Here is a 26,082-nt window from a genome sequence, read left to right as displayed (position 1 = left end):
TAAATCGACCATTACAGGAGCTACTCAAATGAAAAAATCATCGTGTACAGAGAGTCATTCCAGTATATAACCGATCAACCGTGACCTTGATAACCTATTGCTGATATAGGTTAAAGGTATAGGCCTATTGCTCCGGAACTTGCGCTGTGGGCTAGTCTGTCTAAATTTAACACAAATATAGCAATCTTAATGCTTTTTTAAATTAGCAAAGTATTGGTTTATTTTTTCTTTAATAGCTGGGTCATGAAGTATATTTATAGGTGTGTCTTGGTAATAACTATCATCAAAAAAACAAATGGACTCAATAGTTCCACTCCATCCTTCTTCACCACGAGGATAATCCTCTTCTGTGTCATCCCATCTACTAGTTAAAAAAGGAGCGTTGACGCTTATATTATATTTTAAGGAGGTCAAACCGCTAGAGTCAACCATCAAGTTTTTGTCAAGATGTGAAAGAAATAGAAAAATATCAAAAAAATCTTCAGTTAATAAATTTAATGTTGGTGAATAGGCATCGAATAAAACTTTAGAAGGTTGACCACAACTTATAAATGTAGCTTTGTGATCCTCGTTGTATGCAACATTAATGTAAAACACATTAGCTTTATCCATTTCAATTTTCTCATTAGAAAATATATCATAAATTGACTCCCAGTCATGCCCTTCGCCAGAAACAAAATCCTTTTTATATAGAATGTTGATGTTTTTATGTCTAATCAAGTCTTTTAACATGCCAATTTTCATAGATTCACATCCCTGATTGTGTACATTAAAAATCATATTAACATCCTCATACATCTAGGTTATTCGTATAATCTTGCATTTGACTTATAGCTCCATCATATTTAGAGCCAAACTTATCCCTTATATCATTAATATCCATTTGTTGAGCATCTTTAAATCTTCCTTGGGAAATTAAATCGGCTTGTTTTGCTCGAAAGGATTTACTTCCAGGAACTCTACTATGGCTTGCGGTCTGATAATGATCAGCTTTTTCCATAGATATTGAGGGTCCTTTACCCCTTGAAAGTGGACTAGCCGAATCTGCAGGCATATGGTGAACTTCATTCCCTGGTACTTTACCTCTGAGTTGTGAGTAGCTACCACCCAATTGCTCTACTTCTTCAGCTCCTCTAGCTGCATTAACCTGCCCTGCAACATTCTTTTCTTTCATAACTGCAGTAATGGCACTTTTAATTAAGCCTCCGGCTTCAGTTGCTATGCGGGCTTCAGTAGTCCCAATGCCCATACCGACAACCATGCCCAAGGTTTCACCGACCATATGGTCAATCTGGTGATTACGATTATACTTTTGATCAACCAATCCACCACTAATACCCTTATTCATGCCTGAGGCAAAACTATTGGCGTGATCAGCTATGTCATGTCCGGTGTCACCACTAAACATGCCACTGATTGACCAAAGTCCTGTCGGATCAATATATCTAAGTGGATTATTATTAGCATAAGCATAACGATTAAAACTAGAAATATTATCAACCTCAGGCGGTGCTGGATCATACGCCATAAATCTGCCAAGACTTGGCGCATAGTATCTTGCATTCATATTAACAAGATTCATATCCTTTACTGTTTCTTTACCGGTAAAGCCGATATGATCTTCAAGTGTTGGTCGCTCCTTTAATTCAATACCAAATGGTCGATAGCTTTGTGTCCAGTCTACCTGTCCATTGGTAATGCTGGCAATGGGAGAGCCTAGAGGATTAGTGATCAAGTAATGAAAAGTAACGTGTTGAAGGTCTGAAACAGAGTGTGTTGCTGTAGCAACAAGTTTACCTTCAAGATAAATATAATCGGTGATTTCATTAGTGTTATTGACCAAATCACGATTTTCTTTATACATTAACTTTCCATCACGATCATAAACCGTGATAAGTAAGCGTTTTCCATCTTCTCTTGTGGTAATAACATGCCCTAAAGGGTCATATTTAAAATCAATCGCGTGTGATGCGTTATTAAAATGAATCAAATGACCGGCTGCATCATACAGGTAATGATCATCGCCTTTTTGGATCACATTGCCATTGGCGTCATAGGTGATATTCTCATTGGTACTGCCGGTGATCGCTGTTAAAAGGTTATTTGTGCTGTAAGTATAGTTATTTGTCTGGCTAGCAACTTGTAATTGAGTGATATTGTTACCCATATCATAGTGATAACTGGCAGCACCCCAAACGCCATTAGCGGTTATTAAGCGATTAGCATCATCATAAGTAAAGCTTTCATTCTCACTTGTATTAAGATTGTTGGTAATACTTAATACATTATTTTCACCATCGTAGCTATAGGTACGATTAATAATTGACCCTGCTGCAATATTACTAATTCTACCCATGGCATCCAAGATATGAGTGACATTAACACCACCTTGATAGCTTGTGATCGTATTAAAGGGAGAATATTTGATATCGCCAACTACAAGCGTTTGGAAATTACTATCTGTTCTAACCAGCTGAGTTGGATTTCCCAACGGGTTAGGGTTATAGGAGATAATTAAACCATCAGGATAGTGTATGCTTGTTAAAGAACCGTTATCGTCATAAGTGTAATTCAAGCTGCCATTACCCAAACCATAACCATCAGCAAAAGACATTGATGTTAATCTATTTAATGCATCATAACCAAAGGTAATACTACTTAATGGTTTATTGGCTGCATCAACAACGGTTGTTGTTGCTAAGTTATTATTTGGATCATAGCTATTATTAACGGTTGGTGCCACTGGGATGCTATTATCTGCAGAAGCACTGTAAATAATAGAGGTAACATTTCCATTAGCATCATAAACAAATTTTGTTTTTGAGCTGTTGTTGGTTTGTTCTGTCGCTCTTAGGCCATTAGCATAATAAGTATAATTCGTTGTACCAAGCTCAGGATCAGTTTGTGACATTAACCAATCTAGGTGAGCTGTATCATAGGAATAAGTATGAACTAATTTACTATGCACATCAGATATCTTTAACAATCTACCTTGCACATCATAATACCCTAAAATCCAAGGACCTAAATTGGGGTATAAATTATCGACTAGAAACGGACTCCCAAAGCCTTGGCTATAAACCATTGTTTTAACGTGACTATTTGAATCGATAACTTGCTTAAAACTTAAGCCATCACCGTGATACCCATCTGAACCATTTGCACCATAATGTGCTGTCCACGTATAACTAGCAAAGCTATTAACGGCAACAAATAAACTTAGAACAGCAAAAGATAGTTTTGTTAATATTTTCATCTCATTATCCCTCTAAAAAGATGTCGTATCTTTAACTAGTTGAATCGGGCGATTTAAGACATCATTTGTGTAAATATCACCAACAGTGCATTGTGCAATATTTCGACAAGGGTAACTGGCAAAGCGCCTATTATTCACGGGGTCATATTTATTGACCTTAGCAATTGTATCTGCTGGATTACTATCGCTTACCGTTGAGTTAATCACACGCCCAAAGCCATCATAGTTAGTGGTTGTAACGGCTTGACCTTGTGTTTTCGTGACGGTTAGCCCATGATTGGTGTAGGTATAAGTAACAGTATTCCCAATTGGAGGTATGACAGATGTTAAGCGATCCATCACATCGTAGCTATACTTCGTCACATTGCCTTTGGCATCGGTCTTTGTTAACACAAGACCACGATAATCGTAGGTATAAGTGGTTGAGTTGCCATTGGGATCAATGACTGTTTGTGGTTGTCCATTGACGTAATTTAGATATTGAGTTTTATTGCCACTGGCATCGGTTTCAGAGGCTATATTACCTTTGGCATCATAACTATACGTTGTTGTGACACCATTGACTGTCGATGTCGTTAAATACCCCTCTGTGTCATAGGTATTAACAACACTTTGCACCACTTTACCTGCACTATCAGTGACTATAACAGTTGCAGGTTTAACCATATGCCCATGGGTACTTGACGCCTCTAACACAAAATAGGTTGATTTGGTTGTGCGCGTCTCTCCATTTGATGCTGTCTCTACGATTGTTTGTGGGTATAGAAAGCTATTAAAATCACTAAAAACTTTAGATGTTGTGACACCATCCTGTGTGATTGTCTGTTTAGTTAATACTGGAACACCTGATATATTTGTCCACGTATTTTCTTCATCGTAATAGACTTTACCATTTTTATCTTCAATCAAATGTTTATCGTAAGCGCCTTTGTTATTATTAAGCTCTCCATTAGTTGAAGCAATATAGTGGTAAATATCTTTTGAGCCATCGGTGTGGGTAATAATATGATTACCATTAACAACGCTATAGGTTTCTGTTTCATTAGTAGACAAATTAGCGCCTGAGTAGGTGATGCTTGAACTGTTTAATCCACTATAGGTTAAACCTGTTACATCTATAGATGAACTTGCATGAAAAAGGTCTCCATATCCAGTTGTTAGTTTAGTTCCATCAGGTAGTGTCATAGCATTTATTGCCTGTTGCTCATGATATTGCCCTGCTTGCTGAAAAGTCCAGTGTCGATTATAACTGTCAGAAACATTACTCGGTAAGAATTGAGTACAGACGTAGTATGGATCATGGTCTCCGTTCTGATAATAAATTTCATTTGCATAGTAATTAAAGCTCAACTTATAGTTGTTTGATAACTCTATGGTTTTAAGTAAATATTGACTTTCTCCATCACATACTTTCCAAGTAGGTGAGTTTGCATTGCCATAGGCTTTTTGATAGTTATAAGTAATACTAGATTTATGGTGTGAGCTATTAATAACAGCCTTCATCTCATATCCACTATCATATTGGTAATATTGAACTCCATTATTATCATAAATATTCGTACTATATAACTTACTCACTCCTGAGAAATGTGACGTAGATAATCCGCTTCCACCAGTTTTTGGCGTAATAAAATTAACTAAGTTTCCATCAGAAGACATTAAATAAGTTAGTCCATATTGGCTAGAACCAGACCATGGGTTTTTACCTTGATCAAAAGAGGCAATATGAGGGAAAATCGCTAGTAAATAATTATAGTATAAACCAGAGGATAACTTGAGAAACAGACTATAATTAAACGTCAATCCATCATCTAAAGGAATGCTAACTAGCGGTACTTGCATCACTTTATTCCCATTCTCTGGTAAGATATGCAATAACCTATTTTCATTTGATACTGTGCCTAGAGGGTTTACTGGCACTGAAGAATCCCCGGCAAATAAGCTTACCTTTTGCGGTGCTTTTATTTTAGAGTCTGTCTTGGTATCTGATTTATCAAGTTGCTTTTGATTGGTATCATGCGTGATCTCTTTTGCGGTTAAGGCAAGCGGCAGTATCATTGCTGTCAATAAACAAAGTGTTTTATATCTTTTATCTCTCATTCCTTTGCTCTGAAGTTAAGTCATTATATTGATGTTTGGCATTGTAAGTGATCTAGTTTTAACTTTCAATTGATATGGGAAACGAAGGATTCAAAACATATTCTTATCACTAAAGCCCTTTTATATACAGGCGTTCGAGTCAGTGAGCTTGTGAAAATCAAATTAGCACATTCAATCTCGGCACATAAGCTTAGGCATTTTTATTCACGTGGTTAAAAAATAAAATATTGATGATGCTTTTATTCAACTTTACTCGGGGCATTCAAAACGTGAATCTTTGGAGATATACTCAAGGCTATCGTTAACAGATACATAAGGGAAGTATGACGATGTCATTGATGATTTTTCTATATGAAATTAACCCATACTGGCCCACAGCGCAAGTTCCGGAGCAATAGGCCATCAAAGTCACGGTTGATCAGTTATATACTGGAATCACTATACATACTCTGCTTTTGAAATGCGTAGCAGGTCTTGGCCTGAACTATCTATGTCTTATCGATTTCAATAGTTGATAAGCTACTGGCACGATAAATAATGAAAATAATGATCCTAATAACAACCCTGCAACAATAACCATACCAATTTGTTGGCGCGCATGCTCCCCCACTCCCGTACTTAGCAACAATGGAATAGCTCCTAAAATCATTGTTGCAGAGGTCATGAGTATTGGACGCAAACGTGTTCCAGCCCCTTTAATCACCGCTTCATTTAATGCCACACCTTTAGCTAATAACTCATTAGAGAATTGTACAATCAACACACCATGTTTGGATACAAGACCAATTAAAGTAATTAAACCAATATCTGTATAGATATTTAATGTTCCTCCTATGAGTTTAAGTCCAAGTAACGCACCAATCACACATAATGGCACGGTTAAGAGAATAATAAACGGATCTATAAAACTCTCAAACAATGCTGCAAGAACAAGATAAATAAATAAAAGCCCTGCGATAAAAATAATGATCATACTGTTATTGCCCTCAAGCATATCTTTAGCATCTCCTTTAAATGCCAAACTTGTACCAGGCAATAGCTGTTCAGTAATCGCTTTGATTTGCTCTACCACTTGTCCCATCGAAGCATTTGGCTGTAAATTAACACTAATTGACATTGCATGCATTTGATTATACGTAGTCAAATAAGGAATTTTTACCACCGGTGAGATACTCACTAAACGCCCTAATTGCACCCAACCACCTGAATCGGTTTTGATATATAAACGATTTAACACACCAAAACTCTTGAGATCTTTTTTTGGCAATTGCACATAAATAGGGAAACTCTCACCACCGGTTTCATAATCACGTGACAACTGCCAGCCACCAAACATAATGTTTAATATGGTTTGGATATTCGCAGGATCGACATCTAACAATGCGGCATTAGTATAGTTGATCTTCATATCAAATTGCCCACTATCTGCAGCACTGCCTATACTTGCATACGAGATACCTGGTAGCTTCTCGAGCATATTGATTAGACTTTCGGCCTTTTTATAAAGGGTTTGATAGTCATCCATACTCAATAGATACATTTGAATATCACCATCACCGGACTGATTACGCCCTGATAAGGGAAACACCCAACTGCTACCTTGTATACCTTGGGTATTTTTAATAATCCCATTTAGTTCTTGTGCTACTTTATAAGCATTCGTTACTTGATCTTCTTTTAGAATATTCATTGAAAAACCAGATGTTTGCCCACTTTGCGTATCAACAAACCCAAAAGAGTGATCAAACACCTTACTTGGTAACTTACTTTGTATTTCATCAAGCTTTTGCATAATAAAGTCTGAGCTTGCGTTACTTTGCCCAACGATATTTACGCCCACCACACCAATGGTATCATTGGGTTGCAATGCCGTTGGCATCGAGCGAAACAAACCTATACCTGCAATAATTAAAATAATAAAAATAGCAATGACCCAAAAGCGTACTTGCAATACAAAATGCAGTGATTTTTTATACGCCTTTTCACAACCTGCAAACAATCTGCTAACAAATTTCTCATAGCGGCTTTCTTTTGCATGACCTAAGGTGTGTGCACACATCGTCGGCGACAGTGTCAAAGCGACAAAGCCTGAGATTAAAACGCTTGCGGCTAAGGTAAAGGCAAATTCGCGAAAGAACACAGCTGACTTATCATTCATAAATGCAATTGGGATATAGACAGCAACCAGTGTAATTGTCATACCAATAATCGCAAAGCCGATTTCTTTACTACCTAAAATCGCTGCCTCAAACGCATTATAGCCCTTTTGCATATAGCGATAGCAGTTCTCAAGCACAACAATCGCATCGTCAACTACAAGCCCTACCGCCAGCACAATGGCAAGTAGCGTCATCATATTGATACTAAAGCCCAACGGCCAGATAATCACAAACACACCAATCAAGCACACTGGCAAGGTAACAATCGGCACAAGTGCCGCTCTAAAGCGTCCTAAAAACAATAAAGAGATGAATGACACTAGAATAATCGCCTCAATAATCGTCTTAATCACTTCATATAAGGAGGCTTTAAGCGATGTTGCCACATTAAAGAGTACACTGGCTTTCATCCCCGGCGGCAATGAGCCTTGCATTTGTTTAACGGCTTTTGCGACTGCATTGGCAACCTCAATTGGATTAGCATCACTGGTTTGTGATACATTGACCACCACCCCTGGCTTACCATCAATAATACTAATTGAGCCATTGGCAAGTGATAAATTACCCAGATATATTTTAGCAATTTGTTTTAAATAAATTAATTTGCCGTTATGTTTAGCAATAATCAGATTTTCAAACTTACTAATATTATCTAATGCACTATCGACGTTAATCGTATAGGTATTATTACTGGTAATCAACTGTCCCGCAGAGACATTACGGTTAAGTTGTTCTAGTTTATTCACAACATCAATTGCTGAGATTTTTAAAATTGCCATTGCCTTGGGGTCAAGCTCTATACGTAGTGCTGAGCCTTCGGAATAGACCTGCACGTCACCCACCCCTGGAATCTGTGCCAATTGTTTGGTAATCGTATCATTGATATATGATGTCAGACTTTCCGTCGAGCGATTACTATCTTGGAAACCAATAAGCATGACTTGAGAGCCATCACCACGCTGTTTAATCTGCGGCGTTTGCGCATTTTGTGGCAAATCAACACCAGCAATATCACGCATCACCTCAGATTGTGCAGTAATGAATTTCTCCTGATCAATATTACCAAAGTTAAGTTTAATCTGACTTTGATCCTGCATTGATGTTGCTTCAATGTAGCTTAGATTTTCAGTCCCTGAGATTGCTGCAACAAGTTGTTGGGTAACATCTTTTTGAACCACATCAGCACTAGCCCCTGGATAATTCGTTTGAATCATTAATACCGGCTTAAATATTGTTGGTTCAAATTGCAACTTAACATAACTAAAACTCAATAAACCACATAGCACCAATATGGCATTAAGTACAAATGACAATACCGGGCGCTTAATACAAATCTCAGGCAGCTTCATTTATTTCTCCACCTTAACGGCAACACCATCGGAAATATTACCTTCAGAAGAGACAATCACTTCTTGCCCTTTATTTAAACCCTCTAAAATACTGACATAACCTTTGTTAATTTGTCCAATTTGTACCGGTACCATTTTGGCTTTATTATCAACAATAACATACACAATAAAACCGCCACTTTGTGCGCTTAATGCGCTTTCTGGCACCGCTAATACCATATTATTCTCTTTGATAATTTGTGAGACATAAACACTCATACCTGGACTTAAGAGATTATCCGTGTTTTTAAAAACAGCGCGTACGGTGAAAGTTAAATTATCATCTGAAACATCAGGCGAGATATAATCAACCTTAGCATGAAAAACTTGCCCTGGAAATGCATCAACCCTGAAATCGACAGTTTGACCAATCTTAATACTACTAGCATAAGACTCAGGTAATGCGTATTGTAATTGTAAATTTTCTTTATCCACCAATGATACTAAGGTGTCTCCAGCTGAAACATAACTACCTTTTGCTAAAGTCGTTAAAGTCAAATATCCGCTAAAAGGTGCGACGATTTTGGTATTGGATAGCTGATATAACGCGGCATCATATTGCGCTTTTGTCTGCATGTAACTTGCCTTGGCATTATCCAGCTCACTTTGTGAAACAGCATTGTTCTCCTTATACAAGGTGTCCGTTCGCTTATATTGCGCCTTAGATTTTGTAAAATCTGCTAAGGTAGAATTCACATCTGCCATTTGTTTGGTATCATCCAAAGTCATCAATAGTTGCCCTTCTTTGACATATTGCCCACTAATAAAATCAATGCTGCTAATAATCCCTGCAATCTGTGATTTAAGTGTCACGGTATTTGGTGCTATCAACAGACCTGTTCCTTTAGCTGATAATGGAATATTGTGTTCATTAGCAACTGCCACCATCACGCCTGTTGGCTCAACATGGAAACTCACCTCTTTTTTAGCAGTTGCTAAAAACAAAAAATAAATAACGATTAATAACAAGACAGCCGTCACAATCCCAAAAATAATATGTTTTTTCATTCATCAAAACCAATGATATAAAGCACTATTGCTTAAACTAGACGATCTTTTGGTACGATTCAAGAACATTAACAAATGTTGTTTAAAATAAGGTGTGAATTGTCTATCATGTACTACAAAATTAAGCCTATAGAAAAATAGAAAACAGGAACCTATGCTATGGCACAGATTATTGACGGCAAAAAGAAAGCGCAAGAAATCAGACTCAAGATTAAACGACAAGTTGATCAACTAAAAGAGCAAAACAAGCGTATTCCTGGATTGGCTGTTATTATTGTCGGTAATAACCCTGCCTCACAAATTTATGTCAATAATAAACGTAAAGCATGTGAAGAGGTGGGCTTTTTATCCTTAAACTATGACCTGAATGAAAATACGAGTAATAGCGAGCTATTCAACCTTATTAATCAACTTAATAATGACCCTACAATTGATGGCATACTGGTGCAATTACCACTTCCTCCACATATCGATGCTGAAAAAGTGCTTGAAGCAATTCGCCCTGATAAAGATGTTGATGGATTTCATCCTTATAATATTGGCAAACTAATGCAGCGAAATCCACTTTTACGTCCATGCACCCCAAAAGGCGTTATGACGCTATTGGCGTCTGTTATTGACAACTTTAAAGGTAAGCATGCAGTAATCGTTGGCGCGTCTAATATTGTTGGGCGTCCAATGTTGATGGAGCTCCTATTAGCCGGCTCTACAGTCACTACTTGTCATCGTTTTACTAATGATCTAACCGAGCATTTAGCACGCGCTGATATCGTTGTTGCTGCAGTTGGTAAACCCCACTTTATCAAAGGACATTGGTTAAAAAAAGGTGCTGTAGTTATCGATGTTGGTATTAATCGCTTAGATGATGGTCGTATTGTTGGTGATGTTGATTTTGTCAATGCCATTGAAAACGCTGCTTTTATTACTCCAGTTCCTGGAGGTGTAGGTCCTATGACAATTGCTACTTTACTAGAAAACACGTTATTTGCTTGTGAGTATTTACATAGCAAGGCATAATAATTTGTGAGAAGTTTGGAGCAAACATACATGAAGCTTATTAAAAATCATCTTTCAGTCTGGATCGGTGTTATTATCGCCATATTTGCCATTATTCTAGGCGTCACTGTACTATACCATAACGATGCACATGCTCTTACCAGTAGCAAGCTAGAGAGCACATCAAACACAATCCATAATAAACCCGCAACTGCCAAAAATTCAATCGATAATGAACATATTAACTACACACAACTCAGTCCTAAAGCTGCCTATGATAAGGGTGTTGAATACAGCAAACAAATTAGTCAGTCAGGTGGCAACAATATAGATAAAGCCGTTGATTATATTCAGTACTCAGCAGCTACGGGTTACGCTGAAGCACAATTTAAGCTTGGACTTATGTATTTTCAAGGCTTAGGTGTTCAATCGAACCCTGCTGTTGGCTTTTATTGGATTGAAAAAGCAGCCAAAAATGACTATCCTGAAGCACAAATTTATTTAGCATACATGTATAGAAAAGGTATTGGTGTACCAACAGATCTCTTTAAGTCACACTACTGGTTACGCCACGCACGCGCTAATGGTATTAGCATAAGTTTAGATGCACTGCCATTTTTCTAAGCCTCTTAAGTTATTATCAATTTGTATTTTTTGTAAATATTTACAAAAAACTCCTTTTCATCACATAAAAAGCCTAGTATAGTGGCGCTCTCTTTCGGCGGGTCACTAGTATCAACTTCCTCCCTCCTCCCTCCTTGAATGGATCTAGTGACTCGTCGATTACCTGTTTCCTCTTTTTTTTAATGTTCCCTTGTAGCTAAGAATTGAATATCCGGGTTACGCTCTTCTGCCATTTGCAAATTAACGCGCGTTGTTGCTAAATACGTCAAGTGATCACCACCATCTAATGCTAAATTATCTGCATATTTGTTTTTAAATTGCTCGAGTTTTTTCTTATCATGTGATTCTATCCAGCGAGAGGCAACAACATTGACTTGCTCATAGCTGCATTTAACGCCATATTCATTTTCTAAACGATGGGCGACGACATCAAACTGTAATACCCCAATTGCTCCCAGAATCAAATCATTATTATTTAAAGGTCTAAATACTTGTGTCGCCCCTTCTTCCGATAATTGAATTAACCCTTTTAAAAGCGCTTTTGTTTTCAATGGATCATTTAAACGCACACGTCTAAAAATCTCAGGTGCAAAGTTAGGAATCCCAGTAAATTTCAGTAACTCACCTTGCGTAAAGGTGTCGCCAATTTGGATTGTACCATGATTATGCAAACCGATAATATCTCCTGGATAGGCTTCCTCCAAAGACTCACGTTCACCGGCGACGAACGTCAAGGCATTAGCAATCTGCACTTGCTTATTAATACGCACATGCTGCAATTTCATGCCTTTTGTATATTTTCCTGAACAGATTCGAAAAAACGCCATTCGATCACGATGTTGCGGATCCATATTGGCTTGAATTTTAAAAACAAAACCTGTTAACGGCTCTTCATTTGCATGCACTTCACGCATATCAGTGGTTCTTGGTGTTGGCGATGGCGCATATTGAGTAAAAGTATCTAACATCTCTTTAATACCAAAGTTACTTAATGCCGTACCAAAGAATACAGGGGTTAACTCACCGCGTCGATATTTCTCTAAATCAAACGCATGACTTGCACCTTTAACAAGCTCAACTTGCTCTCTTAGCTCATCTGCCAAATAACCAATCTTTGCATCAAGCTCGCTATTATTAAGTCCTTTGATTACCTTATAATTATGAATATGGTGACCGTGCCCCGTTTCAAATAGAATCACCTCATCATTATAGAGGTGATAAACCCCTTTAAACTCTTTACCTGAAGCAATTGGCCAGGTCATCGGTGCACATTGAATATTCAATATATCTTCAACCTCATCCATCAACTCCATCGGGTCACGCGTATCACGATCAAACTTATTGATAAAAGTTAAGATAGGTGTTGTTCTTAAGCGACATACTTCCATTAATTTAATCGTACGCGCCTCAACCCCTTTGACCCCATCTATTACCATCAACGCTGAGTCCACTGCAGTTAATGTACGATAAGTGTCCTCTGAAAAATCCTCGTGTCCCGGGGTGTCCAAAAGATTCACCACACAGCCATTATATGGGAATTGCATGACTGACGTAGTTACTGAAATACCACGTTGTTTCTCAAGCTCCATCCAGTCAGAAGTCGCATGGCGACCTGACTTTTTACCTTTCACCGTACCTGCTAACTGGATTAAGTTTCCAAATAGCAACATTTTCTCAGTTAGCGTAGTTTTTCCAGCATCCGGATGCGAAATAATCGCGAATGTGCGTCGCTTATTTAGCGCCTGTAGAAATTCAGACATCATTGTTCCTCAAAAAAAATTACATTCAAAAATACTTCACAGATAAATACCATAAAATGATTTAAAAGTGGTATAGCTTAGTGTTTGCTAATCTTCAGCTTAATTTTACCCGACTGTATCGTTTTAAAAAAGCCAAAATCGGCTCAATAGCAATAGATAATAAAATTAATAAACAGGCAAATATCATATTCAGACTAATATGGTCACCCATAATAATAAAACCCAATAAGCTGCCAAATAGTGGCACAAGATAATTTGATAATGAGCAAAATCCAGCGCCTGCACGCTTAATCAAACTGACATACAATACATAAACTAATCCCGAGCAAAAAACGCCTAATACAATCGATGCAATCAATGGATGTAAAACAAAATGCATGCCTTGTAATGAGCCGTTACTAAGGTTTATGGCCAACATAATGATTGTGCCGATAGTAAATGCATCGCGTGACAGTAAAAATGCGTCTTCATTAGGTAAACTTCTGATAACGATTAAGGCTCCAGCAAATGATAACGCACCAAGCATAATTGCCAACTGTGGCAATAACGCACTTGATAAACCAGTTGCCATTAAATCGGGGGCAAATAAAACCAATAAGCCAACAAACCCTATCAGCATGCCGATAAATTTGGCTTTTGTCGCACGCTCAACACGTGTCAACAGTACTAAGATAATAGTAAAAAATGGGATTGTTCCCATCAAAATTGATGCCATACTTCCTGAGACAAACTGTTGGCCCCACGTTACCAAGGTAAATGGGATTACCACCTCAAGTATCCCAATAGTAGCAACCTTACACCACGTTTTAATGTTTCTTTTTTTCTGTTTTCTTTTGGCAAATAGACAAAATATAATTAAAAAAATAGCTGCATAAAATGTTCTTAAAAGTGCTAGTTGTTCAGGTGTGTAACTTGTTAAAGAAAAGTCAATTAAAACAAACTGACCACCCCATATAATGCCGATAAATAGTAATAGGATATAATTCATTGTTGATGATCACATTGTTATCGATATTCAACCATAATAATCTCATAATCAACCATACCAGATGGTGTGATAATACTGGCCTCATCACCCTCTTCTTTGCCAATTAATCCACGTGCTAGTGGTGAGCTTAATGAAATTTTATTGCATTTAATATTTGCTTCATCCTCACCCACGATTTGATAGGTCATCTCCTCATCGGTATCGACATTTAACAAGGTAACTGTCGCACCAAAAATTACCTTACCACTATTTGCCATATTCGCAATATCAATCACTTGTGCATTGCCCAGCTTAGCCTCGAGCTCTTGAATACGTCCTTCAATAAAGCTCTGCTGCTCGCGTGCGGCATGATATTCGGCATTTTCTTTTAAATCACCATGCTCACGCGCTTCTGAAATTGCAGAAATTACCTTTGGACGCTGGATACTTTTTAAGTCTTGTAGTTCTGCTTTTAACGCTGCTTCACCGGCAACAGTCATTGGAATTCGTACCGCCATTTTTTTATCCTCAACCTGTTAACTTTACACAATTGTCTAATTTTTAGAACAATAAAAAACGCCCAACATGGAACATGTTAGGCATTACTCATACTCTTTAAGATAAAGAGTATTATACCCACCACAGACCATTTTACAATATCTCCAACCTTGCATCATAATTCTAAAAATTTTCACTCCCTCACCCAAATAGTTCAAAAACTAAAAATTTCCAAAAAAAATTAACAATCTGCATTTGCACTTTGCTTATCTTAATCAAAAACCTTTTATCGCTTTCTCGTATTCGCTATTGCCAAAATCCAATGGACCAAAACGCGGGAAATTCAATAGCAGAAATACTGTAAAATGCTTTATGAGCAGTATATAATGCTGTACATTGGCACTTTGACAATTACTTTTAAACTTCAACATAATTAGGTAATAACATGTTCACTATTCAAAAAATTTCTCTTATTGCAACAACCTCTGTTGTTTTGCTAGGTACCCAGCTTACTTTTGCTCAAGATGCAACAAACAATGTACAAAAACAAATAGCACAATCAACCACACAAAATGAACCTAATACTTATGGCGCAAGCTCTGTTAACTATATGGGTGTTCCTCTTAATGCCTATGGTGCAGTGTCTTCAAGTGCAAATGTCCCACTTGAGGTGCAAGTTCCCCCTGCTCCTGCCAATTTAGTACTTCCAAGCATCACACCGGCAACTGAAATTTGGCACAATCAGGTTGTAACGCCACCAATGCTTAACGTTAAAAGCTATCTATTAATCGATGCTAAAACAGGTAATATTTTAGCCGAAAAAAACGCCAATATGCGTGTCGCACCTGCCTCATTAACCAAAATGATGTTGCTTTACATCGTCGAACAGAAACTAGCAGCTGGCAGCATTAAACTTGATCAAAAAGTGCAAGTACCTGCTATTGCCTGGCATACAGCAGGTTCCAGTATGCATTTAAAAGCAGGGCAAGAAGTAACTATCCAAGATCTACTAGAGGGCACAATTGTTGCGTCAGGTAATGATGCCGCTGTAACATTAGCCATGACACTTGCTGGCACTCAGGAAGGGTTTGTTAACATTATGAACTTTACCGCGAAGAAATTAGGCATGAATAACACCCACTTTAGTGATGTCATGGGCTTACCTGCACCTAATTTATATACTTCAGCGCGTGACTTATCGATCTTGGCACAACATTTAATTTATGACTACCCACAATATTATCATTATTACAAAATGGCAAGTGTAAGTATGAACGGTTTTGTCACGCGCAACTACAACAAGCTTTTAGATATCTATCCTTATGCTGATGGAATTAAAACAGGCTCAACTGACTCAGCCGGTTACTCACTCGTTTCCTCAGCTGTTAAACCAGATCACGATCGGCTAATCTCTGTTGTTATCGGCTCAACGAGTCTTTTACAAAGCGCACGTGATAGTCAGACATTACTAGAATATGGCTTTTCTAACTTTCAAACTAAAACGTTTTATCCAGCAAATTATGCTCTAGGGAGTATTCGCATTTACAAAGGTGAAAGTGATACAGTTGATATTGGTGTCCAAAAGCCAGTTGCCATCAGTTTTCCAAACTATATTGATGCTAAGGATATTCAATTTGTCCTGCATAAAAACCCTAAAGGTTTAATTGCTCCTGTTACTGCAGGTACCGAAGCTGGAAATGTTACTATGGTCTATAAAGGTAAAACAATTGAAACTTTCCCAGTAGTTGCTTTAAAAGATGATGCAACAGGATCATTATGGCAACGCATCAAGGGTACGGTTTCACTATGGTTTGCCTAAACGCAAGACTGTCTTACTTTATTTCTATTGCTCATACGCTTATTGCGTTTGCAAAGCAGCAAAATGATGATTAGACTTACGAAAAATAATCATCACAAGGATCGACTTATGGCATATAAAGAATACAAACTGCTTGAAACAACAACACACAACCGTCAAATTAGTATCCCTTACTATCATCCAGAAACAGTGGATGTGATTTCACTTGAAACGCCTGCTTTACACGTTTTTACTGATTTTCATACAGCTAAACCTTATGTTATTCATGTGAAGGCTCTGGCAGATGACGCCCTACAGATGATGAAAAAAGTGGAAGTGCATGCACTATTGGTGATAAATAATGACGATGAAGTTGTTGGCTTAATTAATACGTGCAGATTACAAGGTATATATCGCACGCAAGTTGCGCAAAGCGAAGATATTCATCATAAAGAAGTAACTGTCGGCATGTTAATGGTAAAAATTGGTGATTTACCAATGCTTGATTATGCTGTACTGAAAGACATGTTGGTGGGACATATTGCACGTCTTATGCACGATAAACACATTGATCATTTGATTATCCAAGAGCAAAATAAATCTGGTAAAGATATTATTCGCGGAATTATTTCAGCCGGTTTTATTGCAAAACGTCTTGGTACAAAAATTGGGCATGATCTTGCGTCACGCAATCTTGCCGAGCTTAACAAAATGATTTAACGCTTTAACACAACGATTATATTCATAGACTATGCCAATTATTTCTCTTCGCAATGTCGAGCTTGCTTTTGGACATCATAAACTTCTAGATAATGTCTCTGTTGATATCGATGCTAATAAACGTATTTGTTTAATCGGTCGCAATGGCGCTGGCAAATCCTCGCTTTTCAAAATACTCCAAGGTCAAATTCTACCAGATCACGGTGAGCGTATTGTACATGACAATGCTAAAATTGCTTGGCTTGAACAGGAAGTGCCACAAAATACCAAAGGCTCAGTATTTAATATTGTTCTATCTGGTTTTGGTGAAGTAGGTCAGCTGATTATTGAGTATCAGCAACTGTTAATGGCTGATTTAACACAAGCACAAAACTTTGATCGCCTAAATGACTTACAACAAGAAATTGATAATTCACATGCTTGGGATTTGCAAATGCAAGCAGAAAAAGTACTCTCTGCCCTGTCGCTTGATGGCAATGCATTATTTGATGATCTATCTGGCGGATTAAAGCGCCGTGTGTTGCTTGCTAAAGCTTTAGTCACTTCTCCTGATCTATTACTTTTAGATGAACCAACCAACCATTTAGATATTGAATCGATTGAATTTTTAGAACGCTTCTTGCCACAATTTAAAGGTAGTATCTTATTTATCACACATGATCGGGCTTTTTTACAAAATATTGCTACAGATATTATTGAGCTTGATCGTGGTAATCTCTTAAGTTTTCCAGGTAATTATGAAAAATTTCTCATGCAAAAGGAAGCTTATCTGCATGCCGAGGAAGTACAAAATGCCAATTTTGATAAAAAACTGCAGCAAGAAGAAGTATGGATTCGCCAAGGCATCAAAGCACGACGCACCCGTAACGAGGGACGCGTGCGTGCGTTAAAAGCATTACGTGAAGAACGAAAAGCACGACGAGATAAACAAGGTAATGTTACTCTTAGCGCCTCACAAGCTAATAAAACAGGCAAAATGGTTATTAAAGCTTTTGATATTAGCTTTAATTATGATAATAAACCAATCTTTAGCCATTTTTCTTGTGAAATACAGCGCGGTGACAAAATTGCGATCTTAGGCAAAAATGGCTGCGGCAAGAGTACCTTATTACAAGTCTTACTACAAAAATTAACACCACAATCAGGCACAGTAACCCATGGTGAGAATTTACAGATTGCTTACTTTGATCAGTTACGTTATCAAATTGACCCCAAGATCTCACTAGTTGACAACGTTACCGAAGGCTCTGATTACTTGGACATTAACGGACAAAAAGTACATGTCATTGGCTATCTGCAAAATTTCCTATTTGATCCAAAACGCATGCAAAGCCCTGCCTCTTCACTCTCTGGTGGCGAGCGTAATCGTTTATTATTAGCAAAGCTTTTTGCTAAACCAAGCAATGTGCTAGTGCTTGATGAGCCAACCAATGATCTTGATGTTGAAACGCTTGAAGTGCTTGAAGATCTTATTCTAAATTATCAAGGTACGGTATTAATCGTTAGTCATGATCGCAGCTTTATCGATAATGTTGCTACAAGTACTATCGTGTTTGAAGACAATGGTCAATTACAAGAATATGTTGGTGGCTATGAAGACTGGTTACGCCAAAAAAACTCCACTGCCAAGTCTTCAGAACTATCAACTAAACCACTGACAAAATCATCATCTGTCAAAACAAATACGAATGCCACAAAAAAACAAAAATTAAGCTTTGCACAAAAAAAACAGCTTGCTGCCTTGCCTGATGAGATTGAGCATTTAGAGGCTGAGATTGAGCTATTACAGCAAGAAATTGCAACGCCTCAATTTTATCAACAAAATAAAGAGGCAGTGCAAAAAACATTGCAAACCCTTGAGCAAAAACAAATACTTTTAAATGACAAATATCAACAATGGGAAAACCTCTCCGAGATTGAAGCGCAATATGAGCAATCCTAATGAACTACTAAAAGCTAAAATTCTAAGCGAAACAGCACGTATTTCTTGGATGGAGCTCCAGCGATTTTTCGCACAAGGCAAAGTAATCAAAGTTAGTAACGCTCTAGATTTAATTGATGTTGCATATGCATTAGCACGAAACGATCAAGCACAAATCACCAATTATATGACAAAAAAACATATCGAATATGTCAATGATGGCGATGCTAAATATTGGTTTGAACACAATACAACGCTATGGGCTTCAGTCGTCAAACCTTGGATTTTGGTACAAGATAAAAATGATAACTGATAATAAGCATGTTAAAGCCCCATGGCATAATCGACAAATCTCAATGGCTTATGCTAAGATAAACATAACTTTTTAAGAGAACTTCTGACCAAAAAATGACGGATAAAGAAAAAGAAATTGAACGTCAAAGCAATATGACACATAAAGAATTATTTAAATTAAACGGTGCCAAGTCGGCTGTGCGTTCCGTGATTTTTATTTTTATTTTTGCGCTATTTCTATATGCAATCACCGGTGATGTGTTATCCCCTGGGCTTGCGGTTATTTTCTTTTTGATTGATGCAAGTTTAAATACATTTCGTTATAAATGGTTTAAGTCGCTTAGAAAATAAAAGAACATTACGCTTTATAGCGTTCAATACTTGCTTGAATATCTGCTTTAGCCGCTTCAGCACCTGCAAAACCGTCAACTTTAACCCATTTGTTTGGCTCTAAATCTTTATAGTGCTCAAAGAAGTGCTTGATTTGATCTAATAACAGCTTGGGTAAATCATCAATTTCTTTGATATGATCATAGATCTTGGTTAATTTGCTCGTAGGAACTGCAATAATCTTAGCATCAACGCCTGATTCATCTGTCATCTTAAGCACACCAACTGGGCGGCAATTGATAATAACCCCAGGGCGTAATGCCACAGGAGCCACAACTAACACATCTACCGGGTCACCATCTTCTGATAACGTATTTGGTACAAAGCCATAGTTACATGGATACTGCATGGTTGTTGACATAAATCTGTCAACGATCAACATATTCGCATCTTTGTCGAACTCATATTTCACAGGTTCATTGTGCGCTGGAATCTCAATAACAACATTGACATCATTTGGCGCATCTTTGCCGACTTTAATATTAGAAAGCATATTTACCCTTAATCGTTTGTTTTTCTAGTTAAATGAACTGGGTTATTCTCTTTTATTTCTTATAATTATTCAACCCATTTAACCGATAAATCAAAGCAAATACACTATGAGATATCTCATTTTATTATTGATATTTTTAGGCTGTTTAACTGAATTCTCACAGGTCTTTTAGACTTCATTTCATTCTCCTTAATTATATTTTCCTTTGTACTGCATAGTAAGTCTCTATGCCATTTGCATTGTATATATTTTATGTGCTTGTTTAGGGTGATAAAAATCAAACAGCTGTAAACTGAATTGATTTATATAACAAGTATCATGTATCAAATTTGTTACACAGAGTTACTAAGCTGAAACTGTATATTTATAGATCTTTGCTTATACTGCACTTGTCCCCACAACAATATCTCAACAAGGAAAGAACAATGCAAAATATAGACAACAACACTAAAAAACAAAAAATACCTGCTTGGAAAAGAACATTAACAGCGTATATCTCATTTTGTGATTTACAAGCGCGTGTACGTGATCATTACTAAAGTTATTATGAACAAATAAGTTATGTATTTCTCACCTCACCCCTTGGGGAGAAGTCGTGCGGCTTGTGCTGCACGGGTAAGGGGTAATTGAACTTATGCATCATGTGTACTAGTCAATATAACATTTCGTTTTAATACATCTTGCCACCGGCGCAAAGCTTTTACGATATTGAGCCAACACACCATATTTTTGGAGCAGTTCTAAATGTAGTTTAGTTGGATAGCCTTTATGTCTTGCAAATTGATATTCTGGATATTGATGACCTAATTCAATCATCTGGCGATCTCGATAGACTTTAGCAAGAATCGATGCGGCACTTATTTCTTGCACTTTACTATCCCCTTTAATAATCGCTTCTGATTCAAAATCCCACAGTGGTAAACGATTACCATCAACAAGCACTTTATCAAAAATAATATCAAGCTTAGCCACCGCACGATGCATCGCCAATAAACTCGCCTGTAAAATATTATATCGATCAATCTCTGTAGCACTACACTCGGCAATTGCATAAGCTTGTGCCTTATCAGTAATCTCAGTAAAGAGCGCTTCACGTTTTTTTTCTGTCAGCTTCTTTGAATCCATTAATCCCATAATCGGTTTATCTGGATCTAAAATAACAGCTGCGGCAACGACTGAACCAACTAATGGTCCTCGTCCTGCCTCATCGACGCCCACGACTATCATTTAACTATCCTTTACCTTCATTACTACTTTGATTTTTTTGACCTATTTGGCTTAAAAATCCACGTAGAATATTGATCTCTTGTGACTCAAGTTGCGCACGTTGGAATAGACGTTTCAATTTATCAACAACATGCCCTGGTTTATTTGTATTTAAGAAACCAACCACTTCCATTTTATGCGCCAATTCATCATAAAAGTTTTGTACTTCTTTCGCGGACGCTTTTTCACGCACATGGTTTTGTATCGGCAACACTTCAACGTTACTTAGCAATAAATACTGTTTAAAGACTTCATAGGCAACAATTTGTACTGCTTGTGCCAGATTCAATGACGTATAACCTTCATTGCTTGGAATAAATGCATGATAATGACACATCAACAATTCATCATTAAAAAGCCCCGTACGCTCACGCCCAAAAACAATTGCTACATTTAGATCTTTACTCACATGTGATATTGCTTGTTGTGCAGCATCTTCAACACTGAGCATTGGTAAATCCATGCGCCGTGTTCTGGCGCTAGTGCCAATTACCAAGTCAACATCTTCTAGCGCTTCAAGAAGGGTTGGCACAATCTTGGCATTGTTAACAACATCCGTCGCATGCGCCGCAGTTGCGATTGTTTGCTCATCTGGTCGCTGTTTGGGATTCACCAGATAAAGCTCTGTCAATTGCATGTTGAGCATTGCCCGCGCACTAGAACCAATATTGCCAGGATGGGAGGTTTCAACCAGAATGATTCGAATTTTATTTAACATCTTTAAAATAGAACCTATCACCTTAATATTAAATCAGGTATTATACACAACTAATTTTTTATTCGGGTAAAAGCTAAAGGTATTTTTCATGCATCCAATGATGAATATTGCAGTTAAAGCTGCACGTAAAGCCGGTCGTATGATCTTAAATGCAAGTGAAAACATGCAAAACGTTAAGATTGAAACAAAATCTCCTAATAACTATGTCACGAATGTCGATATCGACGTTGAAAAAGCCATTACGGATATCTTACAACATGCGTTTCCAGATCAGTATTATATTACCGAAGAGTCAGGCGAGTTTGGCAATGAAGACAGTGATCACACTTGGATTATTGATCCGATTGATGGCACTAATAACTTTATTCATGGCATTCCCCACCATTGTGTATCGATTGCGATGCAGTTTCGTGGCAAAACAGAGCTTGCGGTGATTTATAATCCTTATTTAGATCAATTATTTACCGCAACTAAAGGCTCAGGAGCGCAGTTAAACGGTCAGCGCATCCGCGTTGCCAATCGTAAAGACTTCTCCGGTTGCTTGTTTTCAGGCGCTTTGAAATTTAGCAAAAAAGTCTTCGCACACACTTATCCTGAAGCTGTGCTTGATTTGCATAAAGAGATTTCTGGTCTTCGTTACTCTGGTTCATTAGCGCTTGATATGTGCTATGTTGCCGCCGGTTACTTAGATGCTGTTTGGACATCAAGAGATGCAAAAATATGGGATACTGCAGGAGCCGCACTTATGATCAAAGAAGCCGGCGGCATGCTGTGTGGATTAGATGGTGGGGTAACATTCCTTGAAGATGGACGCTTAATTGGAGGCAACCCCCGCATCGTTGCCAAGCTTACTAAATTTTTGACGCCATATTTGGTCCCTACTGAAAAAGCTTAATCTAAGTGATGAAGGCACTAACCAATCCTCGCGCTATCGCGTGTTCTATTATTCATCAAATCACACAACACAAAGACAGTTTAGCTTCCTTAGATACTAAACTGGATAACCATCCACTGACTGAGCAAAATCGCCGCTTAGTTTATCTTCTATGTTATGGCGTATTTCGCCATTTTTTTTATCTTGAGTATATTTTTAACTTACATGCACAAGGCAAAACTAAGCCCAAAGTACAGCTATTGGCAATGATTGGTTTATATCAAATTATCTTTATGCACAAACCACGACATGCTTGTATTAATGAAACAGTAAATGCTTGTGGTGAGCTTAATATAAACAATTCAAAATCATTTATTAATGCCTTATTACGCCAGGTTGATAAAGCAATATTACCCAGTAGTAATCACTTTAAGGAACTACCTGACTGGTTATATGGCAAACTTAAAAAACACTACCCCAATAAGATTAATACACTGATTGAAAATAGTAACATCCAACCACCAGTTTTTCTACGTCTTAATAAACAGCAAAACCCTAAGCAGTTTATCAATGCACTCAAAGGCAATAATATTCGCTATAAAGCAACGACGATTAATGACTGCCTTCAATTAAATGAGGTGCAAAACATCAATACGTTACCATTATTCGCTCAAGGTTATTTTAGTGTTCAGGATCAATCTGCACAGCTAGCTGCACATATCCTAACACCAAAAGCACAAGAGAAAATTCTTGACGCTTGTGCTGCCCCTGGTGGCAAAAGTGCACACCTTTTAGAGCTATGTCCTGAGATTGAACTAACAATTATGGATAATAATACCAAACGCTTTAAGCGCATTACAGAAAACCTTGCACGCTTACAGTTAAATGGCCTTAATATTCACCACACTATTCATGACGCCACAGAGCCACTTAGAGAGAATATTTTATTTGATAAGATATTAATTGACGCGCCTTGCAGTGCTACAGGGGTGATTCGTCGCAATCCGGATATTAAGGTGCTGCGCACCCCTGAAGAAGTCAAAGATATTGTCCAAATACAACAGCGTATTTTAAATAATCTGACATCATACTTGAAACCAAATGGCTTGCTACTTTACGCTACTTGCTCTATTTTGCCTGAAGAAAATGATAAACAAATGGCAAACTTTCTGCAAACACATCCTGCGTTTCATGTCATTGATATTCCAATGATTGATAACAAACTCAAACAAGTGCATGGTTACCAGATTCTACCTACTGAAGACGGTGGTGATGGGTTTTACTATTGTCTATTACAAAAAACATGAGAGGGACATGATAATGACAACAAAGAAGCACTTCTTACAAGATGACACATTTGTCAATAAAGACATTATTATTTTATTAATCCTATCAATGATAGTTATCTGTGCAATGACTTCTTCAGCAATAACTGCGACAAAACCCGTCTATCTAGGACTTAGCTTTCCTTTTTCAAACATTATTTTTGCTCTTTTCACTTTCCCTATTATTGATGCCGTTTGCGAATTATATGGGAAAAAGAAAGCTTACTTTGTTTCAATTCTTGGCGTCATCAGTCAGATAATTTTCGTGCTAATTATTGAGCTATCCGTCATCATGCCACATACCACTGGCTGGCATGACCAAGGTGTTTATGCCCATGTCTTAGCCAAAAGTAACCTTGTGATCTTAGGCACAGTGATTGGTTTTGTTATTTCACAATTCCTTGATGTTTTCATTTTTCAGACGATCAAAGACCTATCTAAAGGGCGCTTTTTATGGTTGCGTTCAGGGTTCTCAAGCATTTTGGGTCAATTTATTGATTCCGTGATTTTCATCTCTATCGTCTTTTGGTCATTTCCTGATAAAACCACATTAATTCTTGGTTCATTTGGCTCTAAGGCCATTTTCTGCATCCTTGCAATTCCAATTACTTATGCCATTGTTTATGCAGCTAAATACTATATATACCGCCCTACCGTAGTTAATCTCATCAATTAAATTCAGTAAGTTTTATATCTTCAATTGCCACCAAAGTTTTGGCAATACCAATGAGTTTTTTATGTGCATAAATAGGCATATAAATCGGTACGACTACTTCTGAGGCACTGCCATCATATTCAATCTCACCATAATACAGCTTTCCCACACCATTGTGATAAACTACCTGCCACCATTTTTCATCTGCTTGATAAAAGTCTGTTGTCATATTGGTTTGACATACATTCATGCCAGATAAATCGGTGACAAAAATCTCAACAAAAGCAGGATGCTCTGCCTGAAACTGCTTTAGTTTAACCGCACAGGCATTATAGAGTAATAGCTGCACATTATAGGTATCACGCATTTTTTGCATATTTTGGTCAATTGCCTGATAACGCGTTTCAGATAATGGTCTCTGTTCAGCTAAGCGCTTATTAGCATGCATTAGCGTTTGTATAATACGATTACTAGCAAAGAGCTCGCTTAATTGTGCTTGACGCACTGCCAAATGCGATTTTAGCACATCGGCATACTTACCTGTCTCAATATCAGACTTACTCAATGCTTCCTTATCTTGATTACTGCAAGCAACAAGTATCACCAACATCACACTTAATATTAATGCCTTTAGCTGCTTCATGCTACACCAGTCAATTATAAGTCTTCGTATTCAGCCACATTATCTTTCTTTGGTAAAAACAATGACACAATGAATTTAATCACGCGATAAACAATCGCCACACCAATGGCAACTAATAAAATCCAAAATAAGAAGATAAACACATGATAAAGCACCATCAATGCCGTCAATATCACAAAAATAACTAAGACTTCCTGAATAAATTTTTCCATTTTTCCTCTTACTCCTT

General features: G+C 37.5%; 23 protein-coding genes. 10 read left to right on the top strand and 13 right to left on the bottom strand.

The window, feature by feature from the left end; genetic code table 11:
- Nucleotides 1–186: 186 nt before the first annotated feature.
- The 5 genes from DNK85_RS07540 to DNK85_RS07520 form a co-directional block, all read right to left on the bottom strand.
- Nucleotides 187–780 (bottom strand): hypothetical protein, encoded by a 594-nt coding sequence (locus DNK85_RS07540; RefSeq protein WP_162896593.1) that lies wholly within the window; start codon nt 778–780, stop codon nt 187–189.
- A gap of 10 nt (nt 781–790) precedes the next feature.
- Nucleotides 791–3,256 (bottom strand): RHS repeat domain-containing protein, encoded by a 2,466-nt coding sequence (locus DNK85_RS07535; protein ID WP_119328973.1) that lies wholly within the window; start codon nt 3,254–3,256, stop codon nt 791–793.
- A 12-nt stretch (nt 3,257–3,268) separates the two neighbouring features.
- Nucleotides 3,269–5,356, bottom strand: coding sequence for an RHS repeat domain-containing protein (locus DNK85_RS07530; protein ID WP_119328972.1), 2,088 nt, complete (start codon nt 5,354–5,356; stop codon nt 3,269–3,271).
- Between the two features lie 484 nt (nt 5,357–5,840).
- On the bottom strand, nt 5,841–8,864 hold the full coding sequence (locus DNK85_RS07525) for an efflux RND transporter permease subunit (RefSeq protein ID WP_119328971.1): 3,024 nt from the start codon (nt 8,862–8,864) through the stop codon (nt 5,841–5,843).
- Nucleotides 8,865–9,911 carry an efflux RND transporter periplasmic adaptor subunit gene (locus DNK85_RS07520; protein ID WP_119328970.1) on the bottom strand — a complete coding sequence of 349 codons (1,047 nt, stop codon included), beginning with the start codon at nt 9,909–9,911 and terminating at the stop codon, nt 8,865–8,867.
- Between the two features lie 159 nt (nt 9,912–10,070).
- Between DNK85_RS07520 and folD the strand changes: the two genes are divergently transcribed.
- Nucleotides 10,071–10,928 (top strand): bifunctional methylenetetrahydrofolate dehydrogenase/methenyltetrahydrofolate cyclohydrolase FolD, encoded by an 858-nt coding sequence (folD, locus tag DNK85_RS07515; protein ID WP_119328969.1) that lies wholly within the window; start codon nt 10,071–10,073, stop codon nt 10,926–10,928.
- 30 nt (nt 10,929–10,958) lie between these two features.
- Nucleotides 10,959–11,531 (top strand): tetratricopeptide repeat protein, encoded by a 573-nt coding sequence (locus tag DNK85_RS07510; RefSeq protein ID WP_119328968.1) that lies wholly within the window; start codon nt 10,959–10,961, stop codon nt 11,529–11,531.
- Nucleotides 11,532–11,710: 179 nt separating this feature from the next.
- Here the strand turns inward: DNK85_RS07510 and DNK85_RS07505 are convergent, their stop codons facing one another.
- The 3 genes from DNK85_RS07505 to greA form a co-directional block, all read right to left on the bottom strand.
- A complete protein-coding gene (locus tag DNK85_RS07505) occupies nt 11,711–13,291 on the bottom strand; it encodes a peptide chain release factor 3 (RefSeq protein ID WP_119328967.1) in 1,581 nt (526 codons plus the stop codon).
- 94 nt (nt 13,292–13,385) lie between these two features.
- Nucleotides 13,386–14,279, bottom strand: coding sequence for a DMT family transporter (locus tag DNK85_RS07500; RefSeq protein WP_119328966.1), 894 nt, complete (start codon nt 14,277–14,279; stop codon nt 13,386–13,388).
- Between the two features lie 17 nt (nt 14,280–14,296).
- The gene (gene greA / locus DNK85_RS07495) at nt 14,297–14,776 is read right to left on the bottom strand and encodes a transcription elongation factor GreA (protein WP_119328965.1); all 480 of its coding nucleotides are present in this window, start codon (nt 14,774–14,776) and stop codon (nt 14,297–14,299) included.
- A gap of 425 nt (nt 14,777–15,201) precedes the next feature.
- Between greA and DNK85_RS07490 the strand changes: the two genes are divergently transcribed.
- The 5 genes from DNK85_RS07490 (at nt 15,202) to DNK85_RS07470 (ending at nt 19,840) form a co-directional block, all read left to right on the top strand.
- A complete protein-coding gene (locus DNK85_RS07490; RefSeq protein WP_119328964.1) occupies nt 15,202–16,575 on the top strand; it encodes a D-alanyl-D-alanine carboxypeptidase family protein in 1,374 nt (457 codons plus the stop codon).
- A gap of 108 nt (nt 16,576–16,683) precedes the next feature.
- Nucleotides 16,684–17,274: a CBS domain-containing protein gene (locus tag DNK85_RS07485; protein ID WP_162896592.1), complete on the top strand. Its 591-nt coding sequence runs from the start codon at nt 16,684–16,686 to the stop codon at nt 17,272–17,274.
- A 31-nt stretch (nt 17,275–17,305) separates the two neighbouring features.
- Nucleotides 17,306–19,216, top strand: coding sequence for an ATP-binding cassette domain-containing protein (locus tag DNK85_RS07480; protein WP_119328962.1), 1,911 nt, complete (start codon nt 17,306–17,308; stop codon nt 19,214–19,216).
- Nucleotides 19,203–19,508, top strand: coding sequence for a DUF2288 domain-containing protein (locus DNK85_RS07475; protein WP_119328961.1), 306 nt, complete (start codon nt 19,203–19,205; stop codon nt 19,506–19,508). Before DNK85_RS07480 ends, DNK85_RS07475 begins: the two co-directional genes overlap by 14 nt.
- Nucleotides 19,509–19,603: 95 nt before the next feature.
- Nucleotides 19,604–19,840: a hypothetical protein gene (locus tag DNK85_RS07470; protein WP_119328960.1), complete on the top strand. Its 237-nt coding sequence runs from the start codon at nt 19,604–19,606 to the stop codon at nt 19,838–19,840.
- A 7-nt stretch (nt 19,841–19,847) separates the two neighbouring features.
- Here the strand turns inward: DNK85_RS07470 and ppa are convergent, their stop codons facing one another.
- The 3 genes from ppa to DNK85_RS07455 form a co-directional block, all read right to left on the bottom strand.
- Nucleotides 19,848–20,372: an inorganic diphosphatase gene (ppa, locus tag DNK85_RS07465; protein ID WP_119328959.1), complete on the bottom strand. Its 525-nt coding sequence runs from the start codon at nt 20,370–20,372 to the stop codon at nt 19,848–19,850.
- Between the two features lie 648 nt (nt 20,373–21,020).
- Nucleotides 21,021–21,599: a ribonuclease HII gene (gene rnhB, locus DNK85_RS07460; RefSeq protein WP_119328958.1), complete on the bottom strand. Its 579-nt coding sequence runs from the start codon at nt 21,597–21,599 to the stop codon at nt 21,021–21,023.
- Nucleotides 21,600–21,603: 4 nt separating this feature from the next.
- Nucleotides 21,604–22,365, bottom strand: coding sequence for an RNA methyltransferase (locus tag DNK85_RS07455; protein WP_162896594.1), 762 nt, complete (start codon nt 22,363–22,365; stop codon nt 21,604–21,606).
- A gap of 79 nt (nt 22,366–22,444) precedes the next feature.
- On the opposite strand from DNK85_RS07455, the gene DNK85_RS07450 reads away from it, so the two are divergent.
- The 3 genes from DNK85_RS07450 to DNK85_RS07440 are packed head-to-tail and all read left to right on the top strand — an operon-like array spanning nt 22,445 to nt 25,231.
- Entirely contained in the window at nt 22,445–23,251 is an 807-nt protein-coding gene (locus tag DNK85_RS07450; protein WP_119328956.1) for an inositol monophosphatase family protein, read from the top strand.
- Nucleotides 23,252–23,259: 8 nt separating this feature from the next.
- Nucleotides 23,260–24,537, top strand: a complete 1,278-nt coding sequence (rsmB, locus tag DNK85_RS07445) for a 16S rRNA (cytosine(967)-C(5))-methyltransferase RsmB (protein ID WP_119328955.1) — start codon at nt 23,260–23,262, stop codon at nt 24,535–24,537.
- Nucleotides 24,538–24,550: 13 nt separating this feature from the next.
- On the top strand, nt 24,551–25,231 hold the full coding sequence (locus tag DNK85_RS07440; protein WP_162896591.1) for a queuosine precursor transporter: 681 nt from the start codon (nt 24,551–24,553) through the stop codon (nt 25,229–25,231).
- Here DNK85_RS07440 and DNK85_RS07435 read toward each other — a convergent pair.
- Both DNK85_RS07435 and DNK85_RS07430 read right to left on the bottom strand, forming a co-directional pair.
- Nucleotides 25,224–25,853 (bottom strand): PDC sensor domain-containing protein, encoded by a 630-nt coding sequence (locus DNK85_RS07435; protein ID WP_119328953.1) that lies wholly within the window; start codon nt 25,851–25,853, stop codon nt 25,224–25,226. The genes DNK85_RS07440 and DNK85_RS07435 overlap by 8 nt on opposite strands.
- Nucleotides 25,854–25,867: 14 nt before the next feature.
- Nucleotides 25,868–26,065 carry a hypothetical protein gene (locus DNK85_RS07430; RefSeq protein WP_119328952.1) on the bottom strand — a complete coding sequence of 66 codons (198 nt, stop codon included), beginning with the start codon at nt 26,063–26,065 and terminating at the stop codon, nt 25,868–25,870.
- Nucleotides 26,066–26,082: the final 17 nt, after the last annotated feature.

The sequence above is a fragment of the Cysteiniphilum halobium genome (assembly GCF_003574425.1).
GTDB lineage: Bacteria > Pseudomonadota > Gammaproteobacteria > Francisellales > Francisellaceae > Caedibacter > Caedibacter halobius.
The sequence above is the reverse complement of the archived record's forward strand: the minus strand, read 5'-3'. Positions and strand labels throughout refer to the sequence as shown.